This window comes from Actinoplanes sp. NPDC049548 (genome assembly GCF_040676695.1).
In the GTDB taxonomy this organism is placed as follows: Bacteria; Actinomycetota; Actinomycetes; order Mycobacteriales; family Micromonosporaceae; genus Actinoplanes.
The window spans coordinates 22,384-42,924 of the sequence record NZ_JBFAPM010000031.1; the positions used below are offsets into that span (position 1 = coordinate 22,384).

The following is a 20,541-nucleotide window of genomic DNA, read 5'->3' on the forward strand; positions in this document are numbered from 1 at the left end:
GCCGCGAGGCGGACTGGCAGATCATAGGAGTGGGCTCACGGAAGGGCGGTGCGCGGTGGGCGAAGAGGTCGAGAGCCGGGAGTTCAGCCGCGAGGACCGGACGAGGTACCGGCAGAAGATCCGCCGGAGCCTCGACGTCTTCGCGTCGATGCTGCGGGAGTCCCGGTTCGAGTTCGAGCGGCCGCTGACCGGCATGGAGATCGAGCTGAACCTCGTCGACGGCAACGCCGACCCGGCGATGCGCAACGCCGAGGTGCTGGCCGCGCTGGAGGACCCCGACTTCCAGACCGAGCTGGGCCAGTTCAACGTCGAGATCAACGTGGCGCCGCGGCGGCTGGCCGGCGACGAGAACGCCGACCTGGAACGCGAGCTGCGGGCCAGCCTCAACAGCGCCGAGGAGCACGCCCGCCGGACCGGGGCGCACATGGTGATGATCGGCATCCTGCCGACGCTGCGTAAGGAGCACCTGACCGCGGAGGCGCTGTCCGCCAACCCGCGCTACGCGTTGCTCAACGAGCAGATCTTCGCGGCCCGCGGCGAGGATCTCGACATCCGCATCGACGGCATCGACCGGCTCGCCGTCACCACCGACACGATCGCGCCCGAGGCGGCGTGCACCAGCACCCAGTTCCACCTCCAGGTGAGTCCGGCGCAGTTCGCCGCGTACTGGAACGCCGCGCAGGTCGTCGCCGGCGTCCAGGTGGCCCTCGGTGCCAACTCGCCGCTGCTGTTCGGGCGGGAGCTGTGGCGCGAGACCCGCATCCCGCTGTTCGAGCAGGCGACCGACACCCGCTCGGAGGAGATCCGGGCCCAGGGCGTACGCCCGCGGGTCTGGTTCGGCGAACGCTGGATCACCTCGGTCTTCGACCTGTTCGAGGAGAACGTCCGCTACTTCCCGGCGCTGCTGCCGATCTGCGACGACGAGGACCCGGAGCAGATCCTGGAGAGCGGCGACATCCCGCAGCTGAGCGAGCTGCGGCTGCACAACGGCACGGTCTACCGCTGGAACCGGCCGATCTACGCGGTGGTCAAGGACCGCCCGCACCTGCGCGTGGAGAACAGGGTGCTGCCGGCCGGCCCGACCGTCGTGGACACGGTGGCCAACGGCGCCTTCTACTACGGCCTCGTCCGCATGCTGGCCGAGGCCGAGCGTCCCATCTGGACGCAGATGTCGTTCAGCGCCGCCGAGGAGAATTTTCACTCGTGCGCGCGGCACGGCATCGCGGCGTCCGTTTTCTGGCCCGGGCTCGGCTACGTGCCCGTCTCGGAGCTCGTGCTGCGCCGGCTGCTGCCGCTGGCCCACGAGGGCCTGGAGAAGTGGGGCGTCTCCCGCAAGGAGCGCGAGCGGTTGCTCGGCATCATCGAGCAGCGCTGCCTCACCGGCCGCAACGGCGCCACCTGGCAGGTCGAGACCCTGCACGCCCTCGAGGGCGACGGCATGGACCGGCAGGACGCTCTGCACGAGATGCTGCGCCGCTACCTTCCCCCGATGCACGAGAACGTGCCGGTCCACGAATGGCCGCTGCCGTGAGCCCTGATCACCTACGGAGGAACGTGACCTAGCCGCCGCGGTCGCAGAGCTCAGCCACGTCCAGCAGCGGCGATCGCGACGGTGACGCCGTGCAGAACTTCCTTCGGGACCAGCAACCGCGCACCCGGCCCGGCCGCGGCCAGGGCCGCGGCCTCGGCGACGCTCGGCACCCCCACCGCCGCCGCGACCCGGGCCGACGGACGGGGCACCGCAACCATCGCCAGCCGCTCCGGAGGGAAGACGACGAGCGGCCAGCTGCGCCGGCGCGCGAACGGCTCGAGCAGCGACGCCCGCCGGTCCAGGGTCGCCACCGCGGCGACGTCGGCCGCGGACACCCCCGCAAGGCCGAGGGCGACGTCCACGGCGGCCTCCAGATCGGACAGAGCCGCAGCGGCTCGCGCACCGATCCCGACGACGACCGTCACGCCGCGGCGGGCACGTTCGCGGCGGCCGTCACCACCCGGTGCGCGATCGCCTCGTCGGCGGCCCAGTGCAGGTGCAGGTAGGAGGCGTGCAGGGACGGCGTCGCGAAGCCCTCCGGGTCGGCGCCCCGCCAGGCCCAGGCCGCTCCCCCGGCCGGCTCCAGCAGCAGGCCCGAGCGCGGGTGCACGGTCGTACGGTGGAACTCGTGGCCGGTGATGCGGGAGCCCGCCGGCAGCAGCGGGCTGTCCGACAGCGCCACCGCGTCGCGGTAGCCCAGGGTCAGGGACGGGGTCATCGCCGCCTCCGCGTCCAGGACGCCGCACATCGGGGCGCCGTCGAGGCTGCGGCAGAGCCAGAGCAGGCCCGCGCATTCGGCGACGATCGGCGTACCGGCCGCGGCCGCCGACGCCACCGCGCGGCGCAGGGGCTCGTTGGCGGACAGCTCGGCGGCGTACACCTCGGGGAAGCCGCCGCCGACGACCAGTGCCCGCGTGCCCGCCGGCAGGGCCTCGTCGCGCAGCGGGTCCACCACCACGACCTCCGCGCCGGCGCCGGTGAGCAGCTCGGCCGTCTCCGCATACGCGAAGGTGAAGGCCGGCCCGCCGGCGAGCGCGACCACCGGACGGCCTGGCACCGGCTCGCGCGCGGCGGGGGTCCACGGCGTCGCCGCGAGCGAGGGTGCGGAGCGGGCGAGCGCCAGGACCGCGTCGAGGTCCACCGAGGACTCCACCAGCCCCGCGAGCGCATCCACGGAGGCCAGCGCCTCGGCCCGGCGTTCGGCGGCCGGCACCAAGCCGAGGTGCCGGGAGGGGGCCTCGACGGCAGCGGCGCGGCGCATCGCCCCGAGCACCGGCGTGCCGACCTCCTCGCAGGCCTCGCGCAACAGCGCCTCGTGCCGGTCCGAACCGACCTGGTTGAGGATCACGCCGCCCAGCCGCACGGTGCCGAAGCTGCGGAAACCGTGCACCAGAGCGGCGACCGACCGGCCCTGCGCGGCGGCGTTGACCACCAGCACGACCGGCGCGTCGAGCAGGCCGGCCACCTGCGCGGTCGAACCGGTGTCGCCGGCGCCCGTCCGGCCGTCGTAGAGCCCCATCACCCCCTCGACCACGGCGAGGTCGGTGCCCGCCGAGCCGTGCGCGAACAGCGGCCCGATCCGGTCCTCGCCTACCATGACCGGGTCCAGGTTGCGCCCCGGGCGCCCGGCGGCGAGCGCGTGGTAGCCGGGATCGATGTAGTCCGGCCCCACCTTGAAGGGCGCGACCGACAAACCCCTTTTCGCGTACGCCGCCAGCAGTCCCGTCGCGACCGTCGTCTTGCCGTGCCCGGAGGCGGGGGCGGCGATGACGATCCGCGGGACGCTCACCACTCGATGCCCCGCTGACCCTTGCGGCCCGCGTCCATCGGATGCTTCACCTTCGTCATCTCGGTGACGAGGTCGGCGGCGTCGAGCAGGTCGGGATGCGCGTCGCGGCCGGTGATGACGACGTGCTGCACGCCGGGACGCTTGCGCAGGGTGGCGACGACGTCGGCGACGTCGACCCAGCCCCACTTCATCGGGTAGGTGAACTCGTCGAGCACGTAGAACTTGTGGGTCTCGGCCGCCAGGTCGCGTTTGATCTGCGCCCAGCCCTCGGCGGCCTCGGCGGCATGGTCGCGCTCGGTGCCGGCGCGCTGGATCCACGACCAGCCCTCGCCCATCTTGTGCCAGGCGACCGGCGCGCCCCCGGGCACCTCGCCGAGGGCCTTGAGCGCGGCCTCCTCGCCGACGCGCCACTTCTCGCTCTTGACGAACTGGAAGACGCCCACCGGCCAGCCCGCGTTCCAGGCCCGCAGGGCCATGCCGAAGGCGGCCGTCGACTTGCCCTTGCCCTGCCCGGTGTGGACGGCCAGCACGGCCTGGCGGCGGCGCTGGCGGGTGGTGAGCCCGTCGTCGGGGACGGTGGTGACCTGGCCCTGCGGCATCAGGCGGCCCTCCTCAGGGATCCGTCGGCGGCGAGCGCCTCTAGGGGCATGACATCGGCGTCCAGGGCGGCCGCGAGCCGCCGGGCGAGCCCGAGCCGGACCGGGCCGGACTCGCAGTCCACGACGACCGTGGCGACCCCGGCCAGGGCGGGGGCGAGCAGCACCGGGTCGGCGCCGCTGGTGGCACGCCCGTCGGTGACCACGACCAGCAGGGGCCGGCGGCGCGGGTCGCGGCGGCGCTCGGTGGCGATGGTCGCGGCGGCCGTGCGCAGGCCCGCGGCCAGTGGCGTACGCCCACCGGTGCGCAGGCCCGCCAGCCGGAGCACGCCGACCTCGTGGCTGGAGGTGGGCGGCAGCACCTGCTCGGCGGAGGAACCCCGGAACGTGATCATGCCGATGCGGTCGCGCCGCTGGTAGGCGTCGCGCAGCAGCGACAGCACCGCGGTCTTGACCACGGTCATCCGCTTGCGGGCCGCCATGGACCCGGAGGCGTCGACCACGAACAGCACGAGGTTGGCCTCGCGGCCGACGTGCACGGACTCGCGGAGGTCCCGGGGCTCGACGCCGGCGCCGCCGCGGTGCAGGGCGGCGCGCAGGGTGGCCGGCAGGTGCGGGGCGCCGCTGAGCTTGCCGCGCGGGACGCGGGAGCCGACCACCCGGCCGCGGCGCGCGAACGCCGGGGAGCGGCGGCCGGCGTGCCCGCCCTCGCCGCGCGCGGCGATGCGCAGGGTTCGCGGCCGGTAGACGGCCCCGGCCTGGGCGGGCTGCCCTTGACCCACGGCCGGGCGGGTCGCATCCGCCGGGCCGGTCCCGTCCGCCGGGCCGGTCCCGTCCGCGGGGCGGGACGAATCGGCCTGTTCGGACGAATCACCAGGGTGGGACGGGTCGACCGGGCCGGAGGACCGGCTTGCACCGGACGAGTCCCGGCGCCCTGCCGGATCGGCACCCTGCCCGTCGCCGGGACCGGGGCCGGTGGGGCCGTCGTCCGGCCCGTTCTGGTCCCCGCCCGGGTCCGGCGGCGGGTCGTCGTCGGGATCGTCCGCACCGGCCTCCCGCAGCGCCTCCTCGAGCCGCTGCTCGTCGGTGCCGGGCGGGTCGAGCGGATCCTTGCGGCGCCGGTGCGGCAGGGCGAGGCGCGCGGCGTCCCGCACGTCCCCGGCCGTCACCACCTCCCGGCCGTGCCACGCGGCCAGCGCCACCGCGCACCGGGCCACCACGATGTCGGCGCGCATGCCGTCCACCCCGTACGCCAGGCACACCCGCGCGATGCGGTCCAGCTCCGCGTCGGGCAGCCGTACCGTCGGCACGGCCGCGCGGGCCGCCACGATGCGCGCCGCGAGCGCGGTCTCCTCGGCGGCGAAGCGGGCCGCGAAACCGCCGGGATCGGCCTCGTAGGCCAGCCGCCGCCGCACGACCTCGGCCCGCTGCACCGCGTCGCGGGGCGCGGCCACGGTCACGACCAGCCCGAACCGGTCGACGAGCTGCGGGCGCGGCTCGCCCTCCTCGGGGTTCATCGTGCCGACCAGCAGGAACCGGGCGGCGTGCTTGACCGAGACCCCGTCGCGCTCGACGTGCGCGCGGCCCATCGCCGCGGCGTCCAGCAGCAGGTCGACCAGGTGGTCGGGAAGCAGGTTCACCTCGTCGACGTAGAGCGCGCCCCGGTGCGCGGCGGCCAGCAGGCCCGGCTCGTACGCCTTGATACCGTCGGCCAGCGCCCGCTGGATGTCCAGGGTGCCGACGACCCGGTCCTCGGTGGCGCCGACCGGCAGCTCGACCAGCGTGGCGGGCCGGTGCCCGTGCGGGGCCCCGGGCTCGTGCGGTCCGTCGGGGCAGCCGGGGTCGGGGGCGGCCGGGTCGCACGCGAAGCGGCACCCGCGGACGACGTCGACCTCGGGCAGCAGGGCGGCCAGCGCCCGCACGACGGTGCTCTTGGCGGTGCCCTTCTCCCCCCGGACGAGCACCCCGCCGACGGCCGGCGAGACGGCCGTGAGCAGCAGGGCGAGGCGCAGATCGTCGAGACCGACGACGGCGGAGAACGGGTACGGCGTCACGCCAGGGTCCTTTCCGCGGGTGTCCACGCCCGCGTGTGGGAGGGAGCGAGCGGCCGGAGTCTCCTGACTCCCGGGCAGCGGCTGCCCGGTCACAGTGGCGGGACCGTCCCGGACTCGCACCGGGTTCCTCCGCTACCGCTCGCCGGTCACTCTGTCGCACCGCCGCCCGCCGCGTCAACGCGGGCCGTCGTGGCCATCCTCACGCGTCGGCGCCCACCGCCTTCTCCGTGCCCGGCAGCGGCGAGGGCGCCAGCTTGTCGAGCTCGGTGAGCACGTCGGTGACCGCGAGCGCGGACCGCTCGACCAGCGGCCGCAACCGCTTGTAGAGCGCGGCGTCCCCGGGGTCGGGCCGGGTGTGCGTGGTGACGTCGACCAGCGCGGCGGCCCGGTCCAGGTCGGGCAGGTCGCCGATCGCGTGCAGGCCCAGCAGGCAGGCGCCCAGCGCGGTGCCCTCCGGCGTGTCCGCGATGGCCACCGGCAGGTCCAGGGCGGCGGCGAGCACGGTCACCCACAGGTCGGAGGCGACCGCGCCGCCGGTCGCGCGTACCTCGGTCATCGGGATGCCTTCGGCCGCGAACGTGTCGCGGACCAGGGCGAGCTGCTGGCAGACGCCCTCGACGGCGGCGCGGACCAGGTGGGCGCGGCCGTGCTCGCGACGCAGCCCCAGGTAGGCCCCGCGCATCCCGCCGCGCCACCACGGGGCCCGCTCGCCCAGCAGGTACGGCAGGCAGAGCAGCCCGTCGCTGCCCGGGGGCGCCGATGCCGCCTCCTCCAGCAGCGCGGCGTCGCGTACGTCCGCGTCCTCCCCCTCGGCCGCCGGGCGGTCGAAGCCCTCGGCCATCGTCTGGCCCGCCCAGCGCACCACCGACCCCGCGTTGTTGATCGCCCCGCCCAGCACCCACCGGTCCTCGGTCAGTGCGTAGCAGAACAGCCGTCCGGCCCTATCGGCCGTGGGCGCCCCGACCACCGTGCGCAAGGCTCCGCTGGTGCCCAGGGACACCGCCGCGACCCCGGCCGGGGTGGCACCGACGCCCAGGTTCGCGAGAGGCCCGTCCGCCGCCCCGATGATCAGCGGGGTGTCCGCCGGCAGCCCCGCCGCGGTCGCCACGTCGGGGTGCAGCTTCAGCGCCGTGGTGGTGGGCACCACCTCGGCGAGCCGGCCGGCCTCGATGCCGGCGATGTCGAGCGCCTCCGGGTCCCAGCGGCGCGCATGGATGTCGTAGAGGCCGGTGCCGGACGCGACCGAGAGATCGACGACGAAGCCCTCCCGGGCCAGGCCGCTCAGCACGACCTCCTTGACCCCACCCCAGCGGGGCGTGTCGCGCAGCTTCGCCGGGTCCTCCGCACGCCACCAGGCGAGCTTCGCCAGCGGCGCCATCGGATGCACCGGGGTCCCCGTCCGCGCCTGCAGGGCCTTGGCCCGGCCGGCCGCGGCGAGCTCCTCGCTCTGCCGCGACGACCGGTTGTCGGCCCAGGTGATCAGCGGCCCGATCGGATCGCCCCCGGCGTCCATCGGCACGAGGCCGTGCAGGAACGCGCTGAGGCTGACCGCCAGGACGCGGTCGCCCCGCTCCCGGCACTCGCGCGCCACGGCGACCAGCGCCTCGGCGGCGGCTTCGCGCAGCCGGGACGGGTCGAGCTCGGCGCGGCCCGGTCCCGGCACGGAGAGCGGATAGTGTGCGCTGGTCACGGCGCGCACCTCACCGTCCATCCCGGCCGCGACGGCCTTCGTGGCGGTGGTTCCGGTGTCGATCCCGATGACGACGTCCATGCGCCCCTCCCGTCCGTGTCGCAGACATGCCCGATGAGCACGCCGCTCAAGCGTGGGAGGCGAACTCCTTCTCGTACGCCGCGCGCAGCTCGTCCCAGCCGTGCGCCATCGCGTCGCGCCCCCGGATCACCCCGACCGGCTCGCCGGCCAGGAGGCGGGCAAGCACGGCGGCGCAGAGGTGCCAGCCGGCCGCGAACATCGGCGCGCCGTCGCGCTCGGCGAACGTGTGCCGCAGGATCAGCCGGGTGCCGTCCGCGGTGGGTTCGAGCTCCCAGCGCAGCAGGTCGTCGCCCCAGGTGTACTCGAGCAGGGCGGGGCGTTCGGCACGCAGCACGGTGGCCCGGCTCGCGGTCCGGTCCGGGCCGTCGACCATTACCAGGGTGACGTCACCGGTACGGGAGAGGTCGCGTTCGGCGGCGAACGGAGCCCACTGGTCCAAGCGCTCCGGCTCGGTGAGCGCCGCCCACACCTTCTCCGGTGGATGGCGCAGCTCGCGGACGAAGACGAGAGTCCAGCGGCCGTCGGCGGGGATGACGTCGGCGCCGCGGGGCGGCCCCGGATCGAAGCTGGTCATGATTGCTCCAGATGGTGGACGAGGGCGTCGAGGTGGTCGCTCCACAAGCTTCGGTACGGCGCCAGCCAGTCCTCCAGTGCCCGGAACGGTCCCGGCTCGAGCCGGTAGATGCGCTGCTGGGCGGCGGTGCGGCTGGAGACGTACCCGGCCTCGCGGAGCACCTTGAGGTGCTTGGAGACGGCCGGCTGGCTCAGGGCGAGGGCGCCGACCAGGTCACCGACGCTGCGCTCGGCCAGGCGCAGCTCGTCGAGGATGCGGCGGCGGGTGGGCTCGGCCAGCACGGAGATGGCATCGACGGGCACGACGCCGACTATTCCACTGCGGTTATATAACCGTCAAGGCATGGATGCCGGTGCGATGATGACCCAGTGCGGGTGCTGATCGTGACGTCCGGGTCGACCGGCGACGTGGCGCCGTACACGGGTCTCGGTGACCGCCTGCGGGCCGCCGGCCACGAGGTCACCCTGGCCACCCACGAGCCGTTCCGCGACCAGGTCGCCCTGCCGTTCGTGCCGATCCCGGGGGACCTGCGGCGCGTCCTGCCGCAGGCGCGCGGCCAGGACGGCAGCGGCTCGGGCACGGGCCCGCGGGCGCTGGCCCGGCTGATGCGCATCGCCCGCCCCCTGATCGCCGAGCTGGGCGAAGGCATCGTCACGGCGGTACGCGACACCCGGGCGGAGGTGATGCTGCTGTCCACCATGGTCGCGCCCCTGGGCTACCAGGTCGCCGAGGCCGCCGGCATCCCGTGGGCCGGCGTGTTCCTGCAACCGGTCCAACCCACCGGCGACTTCGGACCGGTGCTGATCGGCGGGCGCTCGGCCGGGCCGGCCGCCAACCGGCTGCTGGGCCGGCTCACCGGGGCCGCCGCCCGGCCGCTCTACCGCCGCCCGATCCGCGACCTGCGCGAACGGCTGGATCTGCCGCGCCGCGGCATCCGGAGCCTGCAACGGCGGCAGCAGCACCGATGGCCGACGTTCCACGGCTTCAGCCCCGCGGTCGTGCCGCGCCCGGCGGACTGGCCGCCCTCGCAGGAGGTCGTCGGCTACTGGTGGCCCGCCCGGCCGCCCGGCTGGACCCCGCCCGCCGAGGTCGAGGCGTTCCTGGCGGCCGGCCCGCCGCCGGTGTTCGTCGGCTTCGGGAGCATGGCGCCGGGGCACGGCGACCGCCTGGCGGCCACCGTGCTCGCGGCTGTCCGCTCGGCCGGCGTCCGCGCGGTCGTGCAGGCGGGCTGGGCCGGGCTGCGCGCCGGCGACGACCACCCCGGCGTCCTCAGCGTCGGCGCCCTGCCGCACGACTGGCTCTTTCCGCGCATGGCAGCGGTCGTGCACCACGCGGGCGCGGGCACCACGGCGGCGGGGCTGCGGGCGGGGGTGCCGGCTGTGGCCGTACCCGTGCTGGCCGATCAGCCGTTCTGGGCCCGCCGGCTGCACCGTCTCGGGGTCAGCCCGGCGCCGATCCCGCTATCCCGGCTCACCGCGGACCGGCTGGCGGCCGCTTTGGCCGCCGTCACGACGGACCCTCGCCACCGCGGGCGGGCGCAGGCCGTGGCCGCGCGGCTGGCCGGCGAGGACGGCGCGGCTCGCGTCATCTCCTGGCTGGGCTCCCTGGAGACACGTCCGGCCGCCCCGGAGAACCGGGACGGCCGGAAAGCGTGAGAAACGTCAGCGCTCGTCGATCGGGACGAACTGGCGCTCGGCCTCGCCCGTGTAGAGCTGGCGCGGACGGCCGATCTTCGTGGTCGGGTCGGCCATCATCTCGCCCCACTGCGCGATCCAGCCGGGAAGCCGGCCGAGCGCGAACAGCACCGTGAACATCTTCGTCGGGAAGCCCATGGCCTTGTAGATCAGGCCGGTGTAGAAGTCCACGTTGGGGTAGAGCTTGCGCGAGACGAAGTAGTCGTCCGCGAGCGCGATCTCCTCGAGCTCGAACGCGAGGTCCAGCAGCGGGTCCGGGCGGTCCATCGTGGACAGCACATCCTGCGCCGCCTTCTTCACGATCGCGGCGCGCGGGTCGTAGTTCTTGTAGACCCGGTGGCCGAAGCCCATCAGCTTGACGCCCTTCTCCTTCGCCTTGACGCGGCGCACGAAGGACTGGACGTCACCGCCGTCGGCGCGGATCTGCTCGAGCATCTCCAGCACCGCCGAGTTCGCGCCGCCGTGCAGCGGGCCGGACAGGGCGTTGATGCCCGCCGCGACCGAGGCGAAGAGGTTGGCCTGCGCCGACCCGACCAGGCGCACCGTGGAGGTGGAGCAGTTCTGCTCGTGGTCGGCGTGCAGCACGAAGAGCATGTCGAGCGCCTTGGCGACCTTCGGGTCGACCTCGTAGGTGACGGTCGGCAGGCCGAAGGTCATGCGCAGGAAGTTGTCGACGTAGTCCAGGGAGTTGTCCGGGTACGGCAGCGGGTGGCCGATCGACTTCTTGTACGCGTACGCCGCGATGGTCGGCAGCTTCGCCATCAGCCGGATGCCGGAGATCTCGACCTGCTCGGGGTCGGTCGGGTCCAGCGCATCCTGGTAGAAGGTCGACAACGCGGTCACCGCGGACGAGAGCACCGCCATCGGGTGGGCGTCGCGCGGGAAGCCGGAGAAGAAGGTGCGCATCTCCTCCTGCAGCAGCGTGTGCACCCGGATCTTGTCGGCGAACTCGGCGAGCTGGGCCGGCGTCGGCAGGGCGTCGTGGATCAGCAGGTAGGAGACCTCGAGGAACGAGGCCTTGCCCGCGAGCTGCTCGATCGGGAAGCCCCGGTAACGCAGGATGCCGGCGTCACCGTCGATGTAGGTGATCGCCGACGCGCACGAGGCGGTGTTGACGAAACCCTGGTCGAGCGTGACGTAGCCGGTCTCCTTGAGGAGGGCGCTGATCTCGATCCCGCCCGGGCCCTCGACCGCCGGGCGCACCGGCAGGGACAACTGGCCACCGGGGTGGTCGAGCTTGACATCCGTCATGTATTTCCCTCACTTCACCGGCAGATGTCGCCAATAACCTGCCGTTCACCGTAAACCCTCAGGCTGAACGGGTCATCAGGCGGTCGACCGCTGAGGGATTGATCACGACTGCGATCCGCACTCAACCATAGATAATGGTCTGTGAACCGCGTCGTCGCGGTGCGGAGGTGGTGAACCGATGCAGATTGCGGACCCTGCTCCTGTCGTCGTGGGCGTGAACGGGACGGCCGCGGGCCTGGCGGCGACGCGGCTGGGTGCCCGGGAGGCGGTGGCACGCGGGAAGTCGTTACGGATCCTGCACGTCTTCGCCTGGCCCGGCCGGCGCTACACCGATGATCCCCCGGATTACGGCTCCGCGCGACACGAAGCCGAACTCATCGTGCGAGAAGCCGAGGCGACCGCGACCCGTTCCGTACCCGGTGTCCGGGTCGAGGGCGTGCTGGTCGACGGTCTGCCCGTGCGGGAGCTGCTGCGCCGCAGCCGCACGGCCGAGCTGCTGGTGCTCGGCGACGACGACCTGGCGACCAGCCCGCGGCTGCCGCTCGACTCGCTGCTCGTGCAGACGGTCGCCCACTCGCGCTGCCCGGTGGTCGTGGCCCGCGGCGTGCGGCCGCCCTCGGGGCCGCTCATGGCGGCCGTCGACGGGTCGGCCAGCTCGCTGCTGGCGCTGCGGACCGCGGCCGCCGAGGCGTGCCGCCGGGACGTCGCGCTGGAGGTGGTGCACGTGGCGCGAAGCTCGGCGGAGGTGCCGGCCGGGCGGCGGCTGCTCGATACCGCGCTCGCCGCGGTCCCCGAGGCCGCCGGGGCGCAGAGCCGGGTCCTGGTGGGAGATCCTGCGCCAACTCTCGTACGCGCCTCCCGCCGAGCCCGCATGATGATCGTGGGCCCTCGCGGCACCGACAGCACCTCGCTGCTCGGCGCCGTGGCGGGCGAGTTGCTGCGCCGCTGCGCCTGCCCGACCCTGTTCGTCCACGGAAGTCCTGCCGAGGACGGCCCGGTGGACGGTACGGTGCCAACGGCGGGGGTGCTGATGAGCTGACGGCTGCCAGGGGGGGTACGCGTGCGAGCCACTGCGGCACCGCCCCGTGCCCGCCCGTGGTGGCAGGCGTTCGGCCTGACCGGCGCCGCGGCGACGCTCGTCTACACGTTCGGCCTCTCCTCGACGGTGGACGCCGTCTGCTTCGCCGCGATCGCCCTCGGCACGATGACGGCCTGCTTCGCCGTCCCGCGCCGGTTCGCCGCCCGGCCGCGGGCCGCCTGGCCGATCATGGGCGGCGCGGCGCTCTGCTTCCTGATCGGCGTGATGGTCCGTCCCTTCGTGACCGCACAGCCGCTGTTCGCCGACGCCGCCACCATCCCCGGATATGCGCTGCTCGGTGTCTACTTCATGCTCCTGCTGCGGGCCCGCGGCAGCATCGAGCGGCACGCCGTGCTCGACGGCCTCATCGTCTGCCTGGCCGGCGGACTCGCCGGCGCGCTGCTGCTGGCCGCCCCGGCCGCGGCCATCGCGGACCGGCCACCGCTCGTCTCCGTCCTCGCCGGCCTGTACCCGCTCTTCGACGTGGTGCTGCTGGCGATGTGCGTCAACCTGACGTTCACCGCCCGCACCTGGCCGCCCAGCCTGGTCGCCCTGGTGAGCGGGATCGGGCTGATGCTCGTCGGCGACCTCGCGTACGCGATCATCGGCGTGTCCGGCCGCACCTACGCGAGCCCGCTGCTCGACGTGCCGTTCCTGCTGGCGTACACGTTGCTCGGGGTCAGCGCCCTGCACCCGTCGGTGGTGGAGCTGGGCCGGGCCGACCGCCACCCGGTCCAGGCCTGGTCGTGGCAGCGCATGGCGCTGCTGATGCCGGCCGTGTGCACCCCGTTCGTGCTGCTGGCGGTGGTCGGTGGACATTCCTTCGAGTACCGGATGCTCATCGGCGCGTGCGGCCTGGGCATCATGGCGCTGCTGCTGATGCGCGCCGTGTCCGCCGTGCAGGCCCAGGTGGCCGCGCAGCTGCACTCCGAGTACCAGTCGATGCACGACCCGCTCACCGGCCTGCCCAACCGGCGCATGGTCACCACGGAGGTCGAGCGGCTGGCCGGCCGCGTGCCGGTGGGAGGACCGGCCCGGGTCTGGGTGGGCCTGCTCGACCTCGACGGCTTCAAGTGGGTCAACGACTCATGGGGCCACGACACCGGCGACCAGCTGGTCATCGAGGTGGCGGCACGGCTGCGCGCCGCCGTGCCGCCCGGCTCGATGCTCGCCCGCGTCGGCGGGGACGAGTTCCTGGTGACGTACGTCGGGGACGAGCCGGGCGCACTGCGGCTCGTCGACGACATCCAGGGCTGCTTCGCGACACCGGTTCCGGTCCGCGACACCGAGGTGGTGATCAGCGCGTCGATCGGCCTGGCCCACGCCCCGGCCGGCGGCGACCCGGCGGCGGTCACCGAGGCCCTGCTGCGCGACGCGGACACGGCGATGTACCGCTCCAAGGGCGAGGGACCCGGCCGCAGCACCATCTTCGACGCCTCCATGCACGACCGGGTGCGCGAGCGCATCGAGCTGGAGGGCGCCCTGCGTACGGCGCTCGCGGAGAACAAGCTGACCGTGGTCTACCAGCCGATCGTGCGTCTCGACACGGGCAGGCCCACCGCCGCCGAGGCGCTCGTGCGGTGGACCCACCCGGAGCGGGGCCCCATCCCGCCGACGATCTTCATCCCGGTGGCGGAGGACTCGGGGCTGATCGAGCCCCTCGGCACCTGGGTCCGCAACGAGGCCCTGCGCCAGCTGGCGCAGTGGCGCGCCGACGGCACGGTGACCGGCGACTTCTACCTCTCCATCAACGTGTCGCCCCGCCAGCTCGCCGATCCGCAGATGCCCGCCACGGTCGCGACGGAACTGCGTCACCACGGCGTTCCGGCCACCGCCGTGGCGCTGGAGATGACCGAGTCCGTGATGGTCGACGGCGGGGGCGTCGCGGCCCGGGTCCTGCACGAGCTGCGCGAGCTGGGCCTGCGCCTGCTCGTCGACGACTTCGGCACCGGCTTCTCGGCCCTGGGCTACCTGCGCCGCTTCCCCGTCACCGGCGTCAAGATCGACCGCTCGTTCGTGTCCGGGCTCGGCGAGAGCGCCGAGGACGAGGAGATCGTCCGGGCGGTCGTGGCGATGAGCCGGGCGCTGGGGCTCAGCATCGTCGCGGAGGGCGTCGAGACCCGGGTGCAGCGCGACGCGCTCGCCGCGACCGGCGTGGTCCAGGGGCAGGGCTGGTTGTGGGGGCCGGGCGTGCCGGCCGGGGACTTCGCGCTGCACTGGGCCGCCGACCGGCACGTGCCCGGCCCGGCCCCGCTGGCCGCGGGACCGGCCTGACCCTCCGAATCCCCAGGGGGTGACAAAGGTCTCTCCCTCCACTGGCGTACCTTCCTCGAGTCCGGCACTATTTGCTCGGCCGGGTTCCTTGCATCGGGACCGGGACTGCCGATCACATGGACCAGGGAGGCGATAGTCATGGCAGCTCTGATCGGATCCGACGGCTCGGTCATCTGGCTGGTGGCCGTGCTTCTGGTGCTCGCCACCGGCCTCTCCGCCGCCCTGCTCGCGGCCACCCGCGCGAACGGCGCCCCGATGCGCGCCGAGCACCGCTCCCCGGAGCGCTGACGCGCCCCTCGCCCCCGAGCACCGTCTCCCGGAGCGCTGACGCGCTCCCCGCCGCCCGATGGGGCAGGCTGGAGCCATGCGCTTCGCCACCTGGAACGTCAACTCCGTCAAGGCCCGCCTCCCCCGCCTGCTGGACTGGCTGCACGGCACCCGGCCGGACGTCCTGTGCCTGCAGGAGACCAAGGTCGGCGCCGACGCCTTCCCGGCCGCCGAGGTCGCGGAGCTGGGGTACGAGACCGCCGCGTACGGTCAGGGGCGCTGGAACGGCGTCGCCGTGCTCTCCCGGATCGGCCTCGACGACGTGCGGCGCGGCTTCGACGGTGAGCCCGGATTCCCCGACCCGGAGGCCCGCGCGATCAGCGCCACCTGCGGCGGGATCCGCTTCACCTCGGTCTACGTGCCCAACGGCCGCACGCCGGACGACCCGCACTACGCATACAAGCTGGCCTGGTTCGCCGCGCTGCGCGCCGCGCTGGCCGAGCAGAAGGGGCCGGCCGTGCTGACCGGCGACTTCAACGTCGCCCCGACCGACGACGACGTGTGGGACCCGCGGCTGTTCATCGGCTCCACCCACGTGACGCCGCCCGAGCGCGACGCCCTCGCCGCCCTTCGCGACCTGGGTTTCACCGACGTCGTCCCGCGCCCGCTCAAGGGCGACCGGCCGTACACGTACTGGGACTACCGGGCCGGGATGTTCCATCAGAACAAGGGGATGCGGATCGATCTCGTGTACGCGACCGCCGACGTCGCCGCCGCGGTCCGCGACGCCGTGGTCGACCGCGAGGCCCGCAAGGGCAAAGGGCCGTCGGACCACGCGCCGATCGTGGTCGACACCGACCCCGGTTCCACCTTCTGAGCAGCGACGCCCACCCACCGAACGCGTAGGGTGGGTGGGATCGCGATCCTGTCCGGCGGGGAGATGAGAAAGGAGGACCGTGGTGACGGCTCACCTTCCGCTGCAAGCGGACGACGTACGGAGCGATGGTCACGCGACCGGTCCGCCGGTCCATGCCCCCGCTCCCGCCCTGCTGCGAGCGGCACTCGACGCCTCTGCCGAGGCGGTCGTCGTGTGCACCACGGACGACGACACGATTGTGCTGGTCAACGCGGCAGCCGCGGAGCTCGTGCCCACGATGCTGCCCGGTGCGAGCGTCGCCGGCGGACCGCTGGCGGCGCTCGCTCTCGCTCTGGCCGAGGGCGCCGAGACGTTCACGGACGACTTCGGTGGCCGGCAGGTGCACGGACGCCGCCGGCCGCTCGACGAGCACCATTACGCCTGGTATCTGCGGGACTGCACCGAAGAGATGCGCCGCGCGGAGCAGTTCCGGGCCGAGCGGGAGCGCACGGCCTTCCTCGCCGAGGCGGGGCGCCGGCTCTCCGCGTCGCTGCATCAGCGGCGCTGCCTGCGTACCACTGTCGAGCTGGCCGTGTCCCACCTGGCGGATGCCGCCGTGGTGGTGCTGCCGGCGCAACGGCGGCAGAGCGAGTGGATCCGCCTCGTCAGCGACGGCTCCGTCGAGGAGGGGTCGCTGCGCGAGAAGCTGCTCACCGAGGTTCCCGGCCTGGAGGAGGCGCTCGCCGGCTTCCCGCCGATCCCCAGCCGCTGGCTGGACGCGTCGCAGGTGCCCGCCTGGCTGCTCCCGGAGGACTTCGGGCCGGTCGGGGCCCTGCTGGTCACCCCCTTGCCGGGCAACGCCGAGCCGGCCGGCGCGCTGATCCTCGCCCGCCGGGGCGCGGACGCCGAGTTCTCGCCCGAGGACGAGGTGCTGGCGCGCATCTTCGCCGCCCGGGCCGGGGCGGCCATCTCGGCGGCGGCGCTCTACCGCGAGCAGGTGGACACCACCGCCATCCTGCAGGCCGACCTGCTGCCGCCAGAGCTGCCGCAGCCGGACGGCGTCGAACTGGTCGGCTCCTACCAGGCCGCCCGGGACGCCCTGCGCATCGGCGGCGACTTCTTCGACGTCTACGAGGCCACCGAGCCCGGCCGCGAGACGGTGGTCGTGCTCGGCGACGTCTGCGGCAAGGGCCCCGAGGCCGCCGTGCTCACCGGCAAGATCCGGCAGACCCTGCGCGCGCTGTGCCTGGTGGAGCACGACCCGGCCGCGCTGCTCAAGGTGCTCAACCGCGCGCTGCTCACCTCCGGCCGTCAGCACCGGTTCGTGACGCTGGTCCTCGGCTCGATCGCCCGCACCGACCACGGCCGGGTGCGCATCTGCCTGGCCACCGGCGGCCACCCGGTGCCGCTTGTGCTGCGCACCGACGGCACGGTCGAGGCGGCCCCGGTCAAGGGCACGCTGGTCGGGGTCGTTCCTGACATCACCGTACGGCCGGCAGCCGTCGAGCTGGGCCCGGGCGAGTTGTGCCTGCTCTACAGCGACGGGCTCACCGAGGCCCGCGGCGGCCCCACCGGTCAGGAACAGTACGGCGAGGCCCGGCTGCGCGCCGCGCTGTCCAGCTGCCGGGGGATGCCGGGCGACGCGGCCGTCGAGCGGATCCGCCAGCTCGTCTCCGACTGGGTGCACGGCGGCGTCCGCGACGACATCGCGCTGCTGGCCGTGCGCGCGCCGACGCGTACCAAACTCAGCCTGATGGACACCGGCCCCGCAGGCTCGCCTTTCGCCATCGACGCCCGGCGGGGTGAACGGAGGAACCGCGCCCGCTGATGACTGTCTTCACGACGAACCCGCCCGCGTCCCTCGACGAACCCGGCCTCGCCGACCACTATCTGCGGCTGGTCGGCGACGGCGACGAGTACGGCGCGGTCTGCGTGGTCACCGACCTGCTCGACGCCGGCGTACCGGCCCAGCGGATCATGCTCGACCTGATCGCCCCCACCCAGGGCCGCGTCGGCGAGCTGTGGGCCACCAACGAGTGGTCCATCGCCCGCGAGCACGCGGCGACGGCCATCAGTGAACGCGCCCTGGCGGCGGTGTCGGCCCGCTCGACGGCCCGGCCCACCCGCGGCCGCATCACGGTGGCCTGCGTGGACGGTGAGTGGCACGCGCTTCCCGTACGGATCCTCGGCGAGATGCTGCGGCTCGACGGCTGGCGGGTCGACTTCCTCGGCGCCAGCGTCCCCGGCCCGCACCTGGTCACCCACCTGCACCAGACCGGCCCGGACGCCGTGGCGCTGAGCTGCATGATCCCGACCCGGCTCCCCCGCGCGCACGCCGCGATCACGGCGTGCCGCTCGGTGGGCGTGCCGGTGATCGCGGGCGGCCGCGGCTTCGGCCAGGACGGCCGCTGGGCGCAGCGCCTCGGCGCCGACGCATGGGCGGCCGGTGCGGAGGAGGCGGTCGCCCGGCTCGCGCACCGCTGGCCGCCGGTCATGGGCGACCCGTACGCGACCGCGTTCCTCGGCGACGACGAGTACACGTACGTGGTCCGCCACCGCGGCGACCTGGTCCAGGGCACCATGGACCGCCTCACCGCCGCCTACCCGCCCATGGCCGCGTACGACCAGCGCCAGCACGATGCGACGATCGAGGACCTGGGCCACATCGTGGACTTCCTCGCGGCCGCGCTGTACGTCGGCGACCCGCAGGTGTTCACGGACTTCCTCGACTGGACGGCGGCGGTGCTCGAGGCGCGGAGTGTGCCGCCGGTGGCTCTGCAGGCCGGGTTGCGGCTGGTCAAGGAGCAGCTCCGGGACTTCCCCACGGCGACGGGCATCCTGGACGCCGGTCTGGCGCGGGTCGGCAGTTAAATAGGTCGCGCGCCCCTGGCCCCCGGGACTACCGTGAGCCGCATGATCTCCTGAGACGCTGCCTCTGCCGCATTCCGGCACCGGGTAGTCCGGCGGTGTTCGTCCGCCGTGGGTTCGCCGCATCCGGCGCCCGGGGCTCATCGCGCTCTTCTTCTCGCCACGGTTTCCCCCTCGTCATCTCCGAGGAGGCCCTTATGCCTGCCCAGCCCTTCTCCGTCCCCGTCGACCAGGAAGACCTCGCCCGCGTTCGCCTCGCCGTGGTGGATGTGCCGGCGGTCGCCGCCCGCGCGGACGCCCGGCACGGCACCTCAGCGCACCACGGCGCCGAGGACACGCGCCAGGCCGCCCGGGAACGCTCCGGCCGCGCCCGCTCCGGTCGCGCCGCGACCGCCGGCACCGGCCGGTCCTACGCGTTCCGGCGCAGCTGACCGGCACCGCCGGCCGGTGTCACGCGTCCCGGGGCACGTGACCGGCCGGTGACACGCGCTCAGGCGCACCTGACCGGCCGGTGACACGCGCTCAGGCGCACCTGACACGCCCTTCGGCGCACCCGACCGGCGCGGACGCGGGAAGGCCGGGACCCTTGCCGAGGTCCCGGCCTTCCCTGTGTCCGGGTCCCCGCCCGGCCGAGCCGATGTGGGAGCGGGGCCCGGAGGCTCAGCCGATCCGCACCCACACGTCGTCGAGCAGGCCGTGGTACATGTCGCTGCGGGTGTGGAAGTTGGGGCCGCCGATGCGCAGCGGCAGGTTGTTGCCGACGGACAGCGTCGACGGGATGGCGATGTGACCGCGGTCCGTGCCGTCGACGTAGACGGTGAGGCGGGTGCCGGAGCGCTGGCACATGACGTCGTGCCACTTGTTGTCGGCCACGCCGACGGTGGACCGCACGATGTAGATCGTCGGTTTCGCCGCGCCCTGCCCGATGACGACGCAGTGGGCCTTGCCCTGGGCGGCGCCGATCTGCATCTTCCATTGGCTCTCGGTGTCCGAGACGCCCTTCTGCATGACGTTCGACGAGTCGGTGACCTGCGCCTTGGTGAGGCGTACGGTGGCGCCCCAGCGGAACAGCCGGGTGCCCGGGTCGAGGTCCGGGTCGTCCGTGCCCTCGAGGAGCAGGCGCGGGCAGAGGGTGGCGCTGTCGGCGCAGGGCGCGGGGAAGGCGGCGTACTTGTCGGCGGTCGTGCCGTTGAAGTGGATCTGGCCGCCGTCGGCCCGGCGGACGGTGAGGGCGGTTCCCCTGCCGGAGCGGTCGGCGACCTTACCGGCGGCGACGGTGCCCGTGTCGAACGTGTAGCGGGCGACCGTGACGGGTGCGGCAGCGGCCGCGGTGGCTAGCGTTGCCCGGGTGGCCGGTGTGGCTCTCACCTCGGCGGACGCCGCGGTGGTCGCGAGGGCTGTCGCGGCGAGCAGGGGCAGAGTCAGGACAGTCGTGGCGATTCTGACGGGGAGACGCATCCGTAAAAGGTACGTTCCCCTCGAAACACCGCGAAGTTCAACAGCTCGGCGTTTCGGACAGGGACTAGAGCAGACCGGCCGACTCGGCAATCATGCAGACGGCCACGAGGCGCATGAGGTGCCATTCGGCGCTCAGCCAGGCGCTCCCCGACACGTACGCCTCACCCGGCTGCGGCACCGGGCGGCCCATCCGCTCGGCGGCGGCGGCGATCGACTTGGCGTAGGCGGCCAGCCCCTCCGCGTCGACCTCGCGACCGGCGTGGTGCAGGGCGTCCCGGACGGCGGCGGCATGCTGGTCGACCTGGGCGAGCAGGCCGGCGTCGCCGAGCGCGGCGGCCAGGCCGTCGACGCCCACCCGCGCCATCATCTCGTCCAGCAGCGCGCGGGCCGGGTCGACGGCGGGAGCGGCGGAAATCGGGGCGAAGGCGAGGAATTCGTTCGTCATGGGAAGGACGCTAGGGCCTCCGGCGGCCGGATGAC

At 74.1% G+C, this 20,541-nt stretch carries 19 protein-coding genes and 1 riboswitch; of the genes, 9 read left to right on the forward strand and 10 right to left on the reverse strand.

The window, feature by feature from the left end:
* The first annotated feature begins 55 nt into the window (after positions 1–55).
* On the forward strand, positions 56–1,531 hold the full coding sequence (locus AB0J80_RS35735) for a glutamate--cysteine ligase (protein WP_364713928.1): 1,476 nt from the start codon (positions 56–58) through the stop codon (positions 1,529–1,531).
* A 50-nt stretch (positions 1,532–1,581) separates the two neighbouring features.
* Here AB0J80_RS35735 and AB0J80_RS35740 read toward each other — a convergent pair whose 3' ends face one another.
* From AB0J80_RS35740 to AB0J80_RS35770, 7 genes are all read right to left on the reverse strand, one after another.
* On the reverse strand, positions 1,582–1,956 hold the full coding sequence (locus tag AB0J80_RS35740) for a cobalamin biosynthesis protein (RefSeq protein WP_364713929.1): 375 nt from the start codon (positions 1,954–1,956) through the stop codon (positions 1,582–1,584).
* Positions 1,953–3,323: a cobyrinate a,c-diamide synthase gene (locus tag AB0J80_RS35745; RefSeq protein ID WP_364713931.1), complete on the reverse strand. Its 1,371-nt coding sequence runs from the start codon at positions 3,321–3,323 to the stop codon at positions 1,953–1,955. Before AB0J80_RS35745 ends, AB0J80_RS35740 begins: the two co-directional genes overlap by 4 nt.
* A complete protein-coding gene (cobO, locus tag AB0J80_RS35750) occupies positions 3,317–3,919 on the reverse strand; it encodes a cob(I)yrinic acid a,c-diamide adenosyltransferase (protein ID WP_364713933.1) in 603 nt (200 codons plus the stop codon). Before cobO ends, AB0J80_RS35745 begins: the two co-directional genes overlap by 7 nt.
* Positions 3,919–5,970, reverse strand: a complete 2,052-nt coding sequence (locus AB0J80_RS35755) for a VWA domain-containing protein (RefSeq protein WP_364713934.1) — start codon at positions 5,968–5,970, stop codon at positions 3,919–3,921. Before AB0J80_RS35755 ends, cobO begins: the two co-directional genes overlap by 1 nt.
* Before the next feature lie 56 nt (positions 5,971–6,026).
* Positions 6,027–6,100, reverse strand: a riboswitch (cobalamin riboswitch).
* Positions 6,101–6,169: 69 nt separating this feature from the next.
* Positions 6,170–7,741 carry a gluconokinase gene (locus tag AB0J80_RS35760; protein ID WP_364713936.1) on the reverse strand — a complete coding sequence of 524 codons (1,572 nt, stop codon included), beginning with the start codon at positions 7,739–7,741 and terminating at the stop codon, positions 6,170–6,172.
* Positions 7,742–7,787: 46 nt separating this feature from the next.
* Positions 7,788–8,315, reverse strand: a complete 528-nt coding sequence (locus AB0J80_RS35765) for an SRPBCC family protein (RefSeq protein WP_364713938.1) — start codon at positions 8,313–8,315, stop codon at positions 7,788–7,790.
* Complete coding sequence (locus AB0J80_RS35770; RefSeq protein ID WP_364713940.1) at positions 8,312–8,617, reverse strand: metalloregulator ArsR/SmtB family transcription factor; 306 nt, start codon at positions 8,615–8,617, stop codon at positions 8,312–8,314. Before AB0J80_RS35770 ends, AB0J80_RS35765 begins: the two co-directional genes overlap by 4 nt.
* Positions 8,618–8,683: 66 nt before the next feature.
* Between AB0J80_RS35770 and AB0J80_RS35775 the strand changes: the two genes are divergently transcribed.
* Positions 8,684–9,970 carry a glycosyltransferase gene (locus tag AB0J80_RS35775; protein ID WP_364713941.1) on the forward strand — a complete coding sequence of 429 codons (1,287 nt, stop codon included), beginning with the start codon at positions 8,684–8,686 and terminating at the stop codon, positions 9,968–9,970.
* Between the two features lie 6 nt (positions 9,971–9,976).
* On the opposite strand, the gene AB0J80_RS35780 is transcribed toward AB0J80_RS35775, so the two are convergent.
* Positions 9,977–11,260, reverse strand: a complete 1,284-nt coding sequence (locus AB0J80_RS35780; RefSeq protein ID WP_364713943.1) for a citrate synthase — start codon at positions 11,258–11,260, stop codon at positions 9,977–9,979.
* A 178-nt stretch (positions 11,261–11,438) separates the two neighbouring features.
* Between AB0J80_RS35780 and AB0J80_RS35785 the strand changes: the two genes are divergently transcribed.
* The 7 genes from AB0J80_RS35785 to AB0J80_RS35815 all read left to right on the forward strand — a co-directional run bounded on the left by AB0J80_RS35785 (position 11,439) and on the right by AB0J80_RS35815 (position 19,034).
* Positions 11,439–12,299: a universal stress protein gene (locus AB0J80_RS35785; RefSeq protein ID WP_364713945.1), complete on the forward strand. Its 861-nt coding sequence runs from the start codon at positions 11,439–11,441 to the stop codon at positions 12,297–12,299.
* Positions 12,300–12,320: 21 nt separating this feature from the next.
* The gene (locus tag AB0J80_RS35790; RefSeq protein ID WP_364713946.1) at positions 12,321–14,612 is read left to right on the forward strand and encodes an EAL domain-containing protein; all 2,292 of its coding nucleotides are present in this window, start codon (positions 12,321–12,323) and stop codon (positions 14,610–14,612) included.
* A 138-nt stretch (positions 14,613–14,750) separates the two neighbouring features.
* Positions 14,751–14,900: a hypothetical protein gene (locus tag AB0J80_RS35795; protein WP_364713948.1), complete on the forward strand. Its 150-nt coding sequence runs from the start codon at positions 14,751–14,753 to the stop codon at positions 14,898–14,900.
* Between the two features lie 76 nt (positions 14,901–14,976).
* Positions 14,977–15,756 (forward strand): exodeoxyribonuclease III, encoded by a 780-nt coding sequence (locus tag AB0J80_RS35800; RefSeq protein ID WP_364713949.1) that lies wholly within the window; start codon positions 14,977–14,979, stop codon positions 15,754–15,756.
* A gap of 82 nt (positions 15,757–15,838) precedes the next feature.
* Complete coding sequence (locus AB0J80_RS35805; RefSeq protein WP_364713951.1) at positions 15,839–17,563, forward strand: PP2C family protein-serine/threonine phosphatase; 1,725 nt, start codon at positions 15,839–15,841, stop codon at positions 17,561–17,563.
* Entirely contained in the window at positions 17,563–18,606 is a 1,044-nt protein-coding gene (locus AB0J80_RS35810; protein ID WP_364713953.1) for a cobalamin-dependent protein, read from the forward strand. The genes AB0J80_RS35805 and AB0J80_RS35810 overlap by 1 nt, the downstream gene beginning before the upstream one ends.
* Before the next feature lie 194 nt (positions 18,607–18,800).
* Positions 18,801–19,034 carry a hypothetical protein gene (locus AB0J80_RS35815; RefSeq protein ID WP_364713955.1) on the forward strand — a complete coding sequence of 78 codons (234 nt, stop codon included), beginning with the start codon at positions 18,801–18,803 and terminating at the stop codon, positions 19,032–19,034.
* 229 nt (positions 19,035–19,263) lie between these two features.
* Here AB0J80_RS35815 and AB0J80_RS35820 read toward each other — a convergent pair whose 3' ends face one another.
* Positions 19,264–20,061, reverse strand: coding sequence for a LamG-like jellyroll fold domain-containing protein (locus AB0J80_RS35820; protein WP_364713957.1), 798 nt, complete (start codon positions 20,059–20,061; stop codon positions 19,264–19,266).
* Between the two features lie 64 nt (positions 20,062–20,125).
* Positions 20,126–20,506 (reverse strand): DUF6401 family natural product biosynthesis protein, encoded by a 381-nt coding sequence (locus AB0J80_RS35825; protein ID WP_364713959.1) that lies wholly within the window; start codon positions 20,504–20,506, stop codon positions 20,126–20,128.
* Positions 20,507–20,541: the final 35 nt, after the last annotated feature.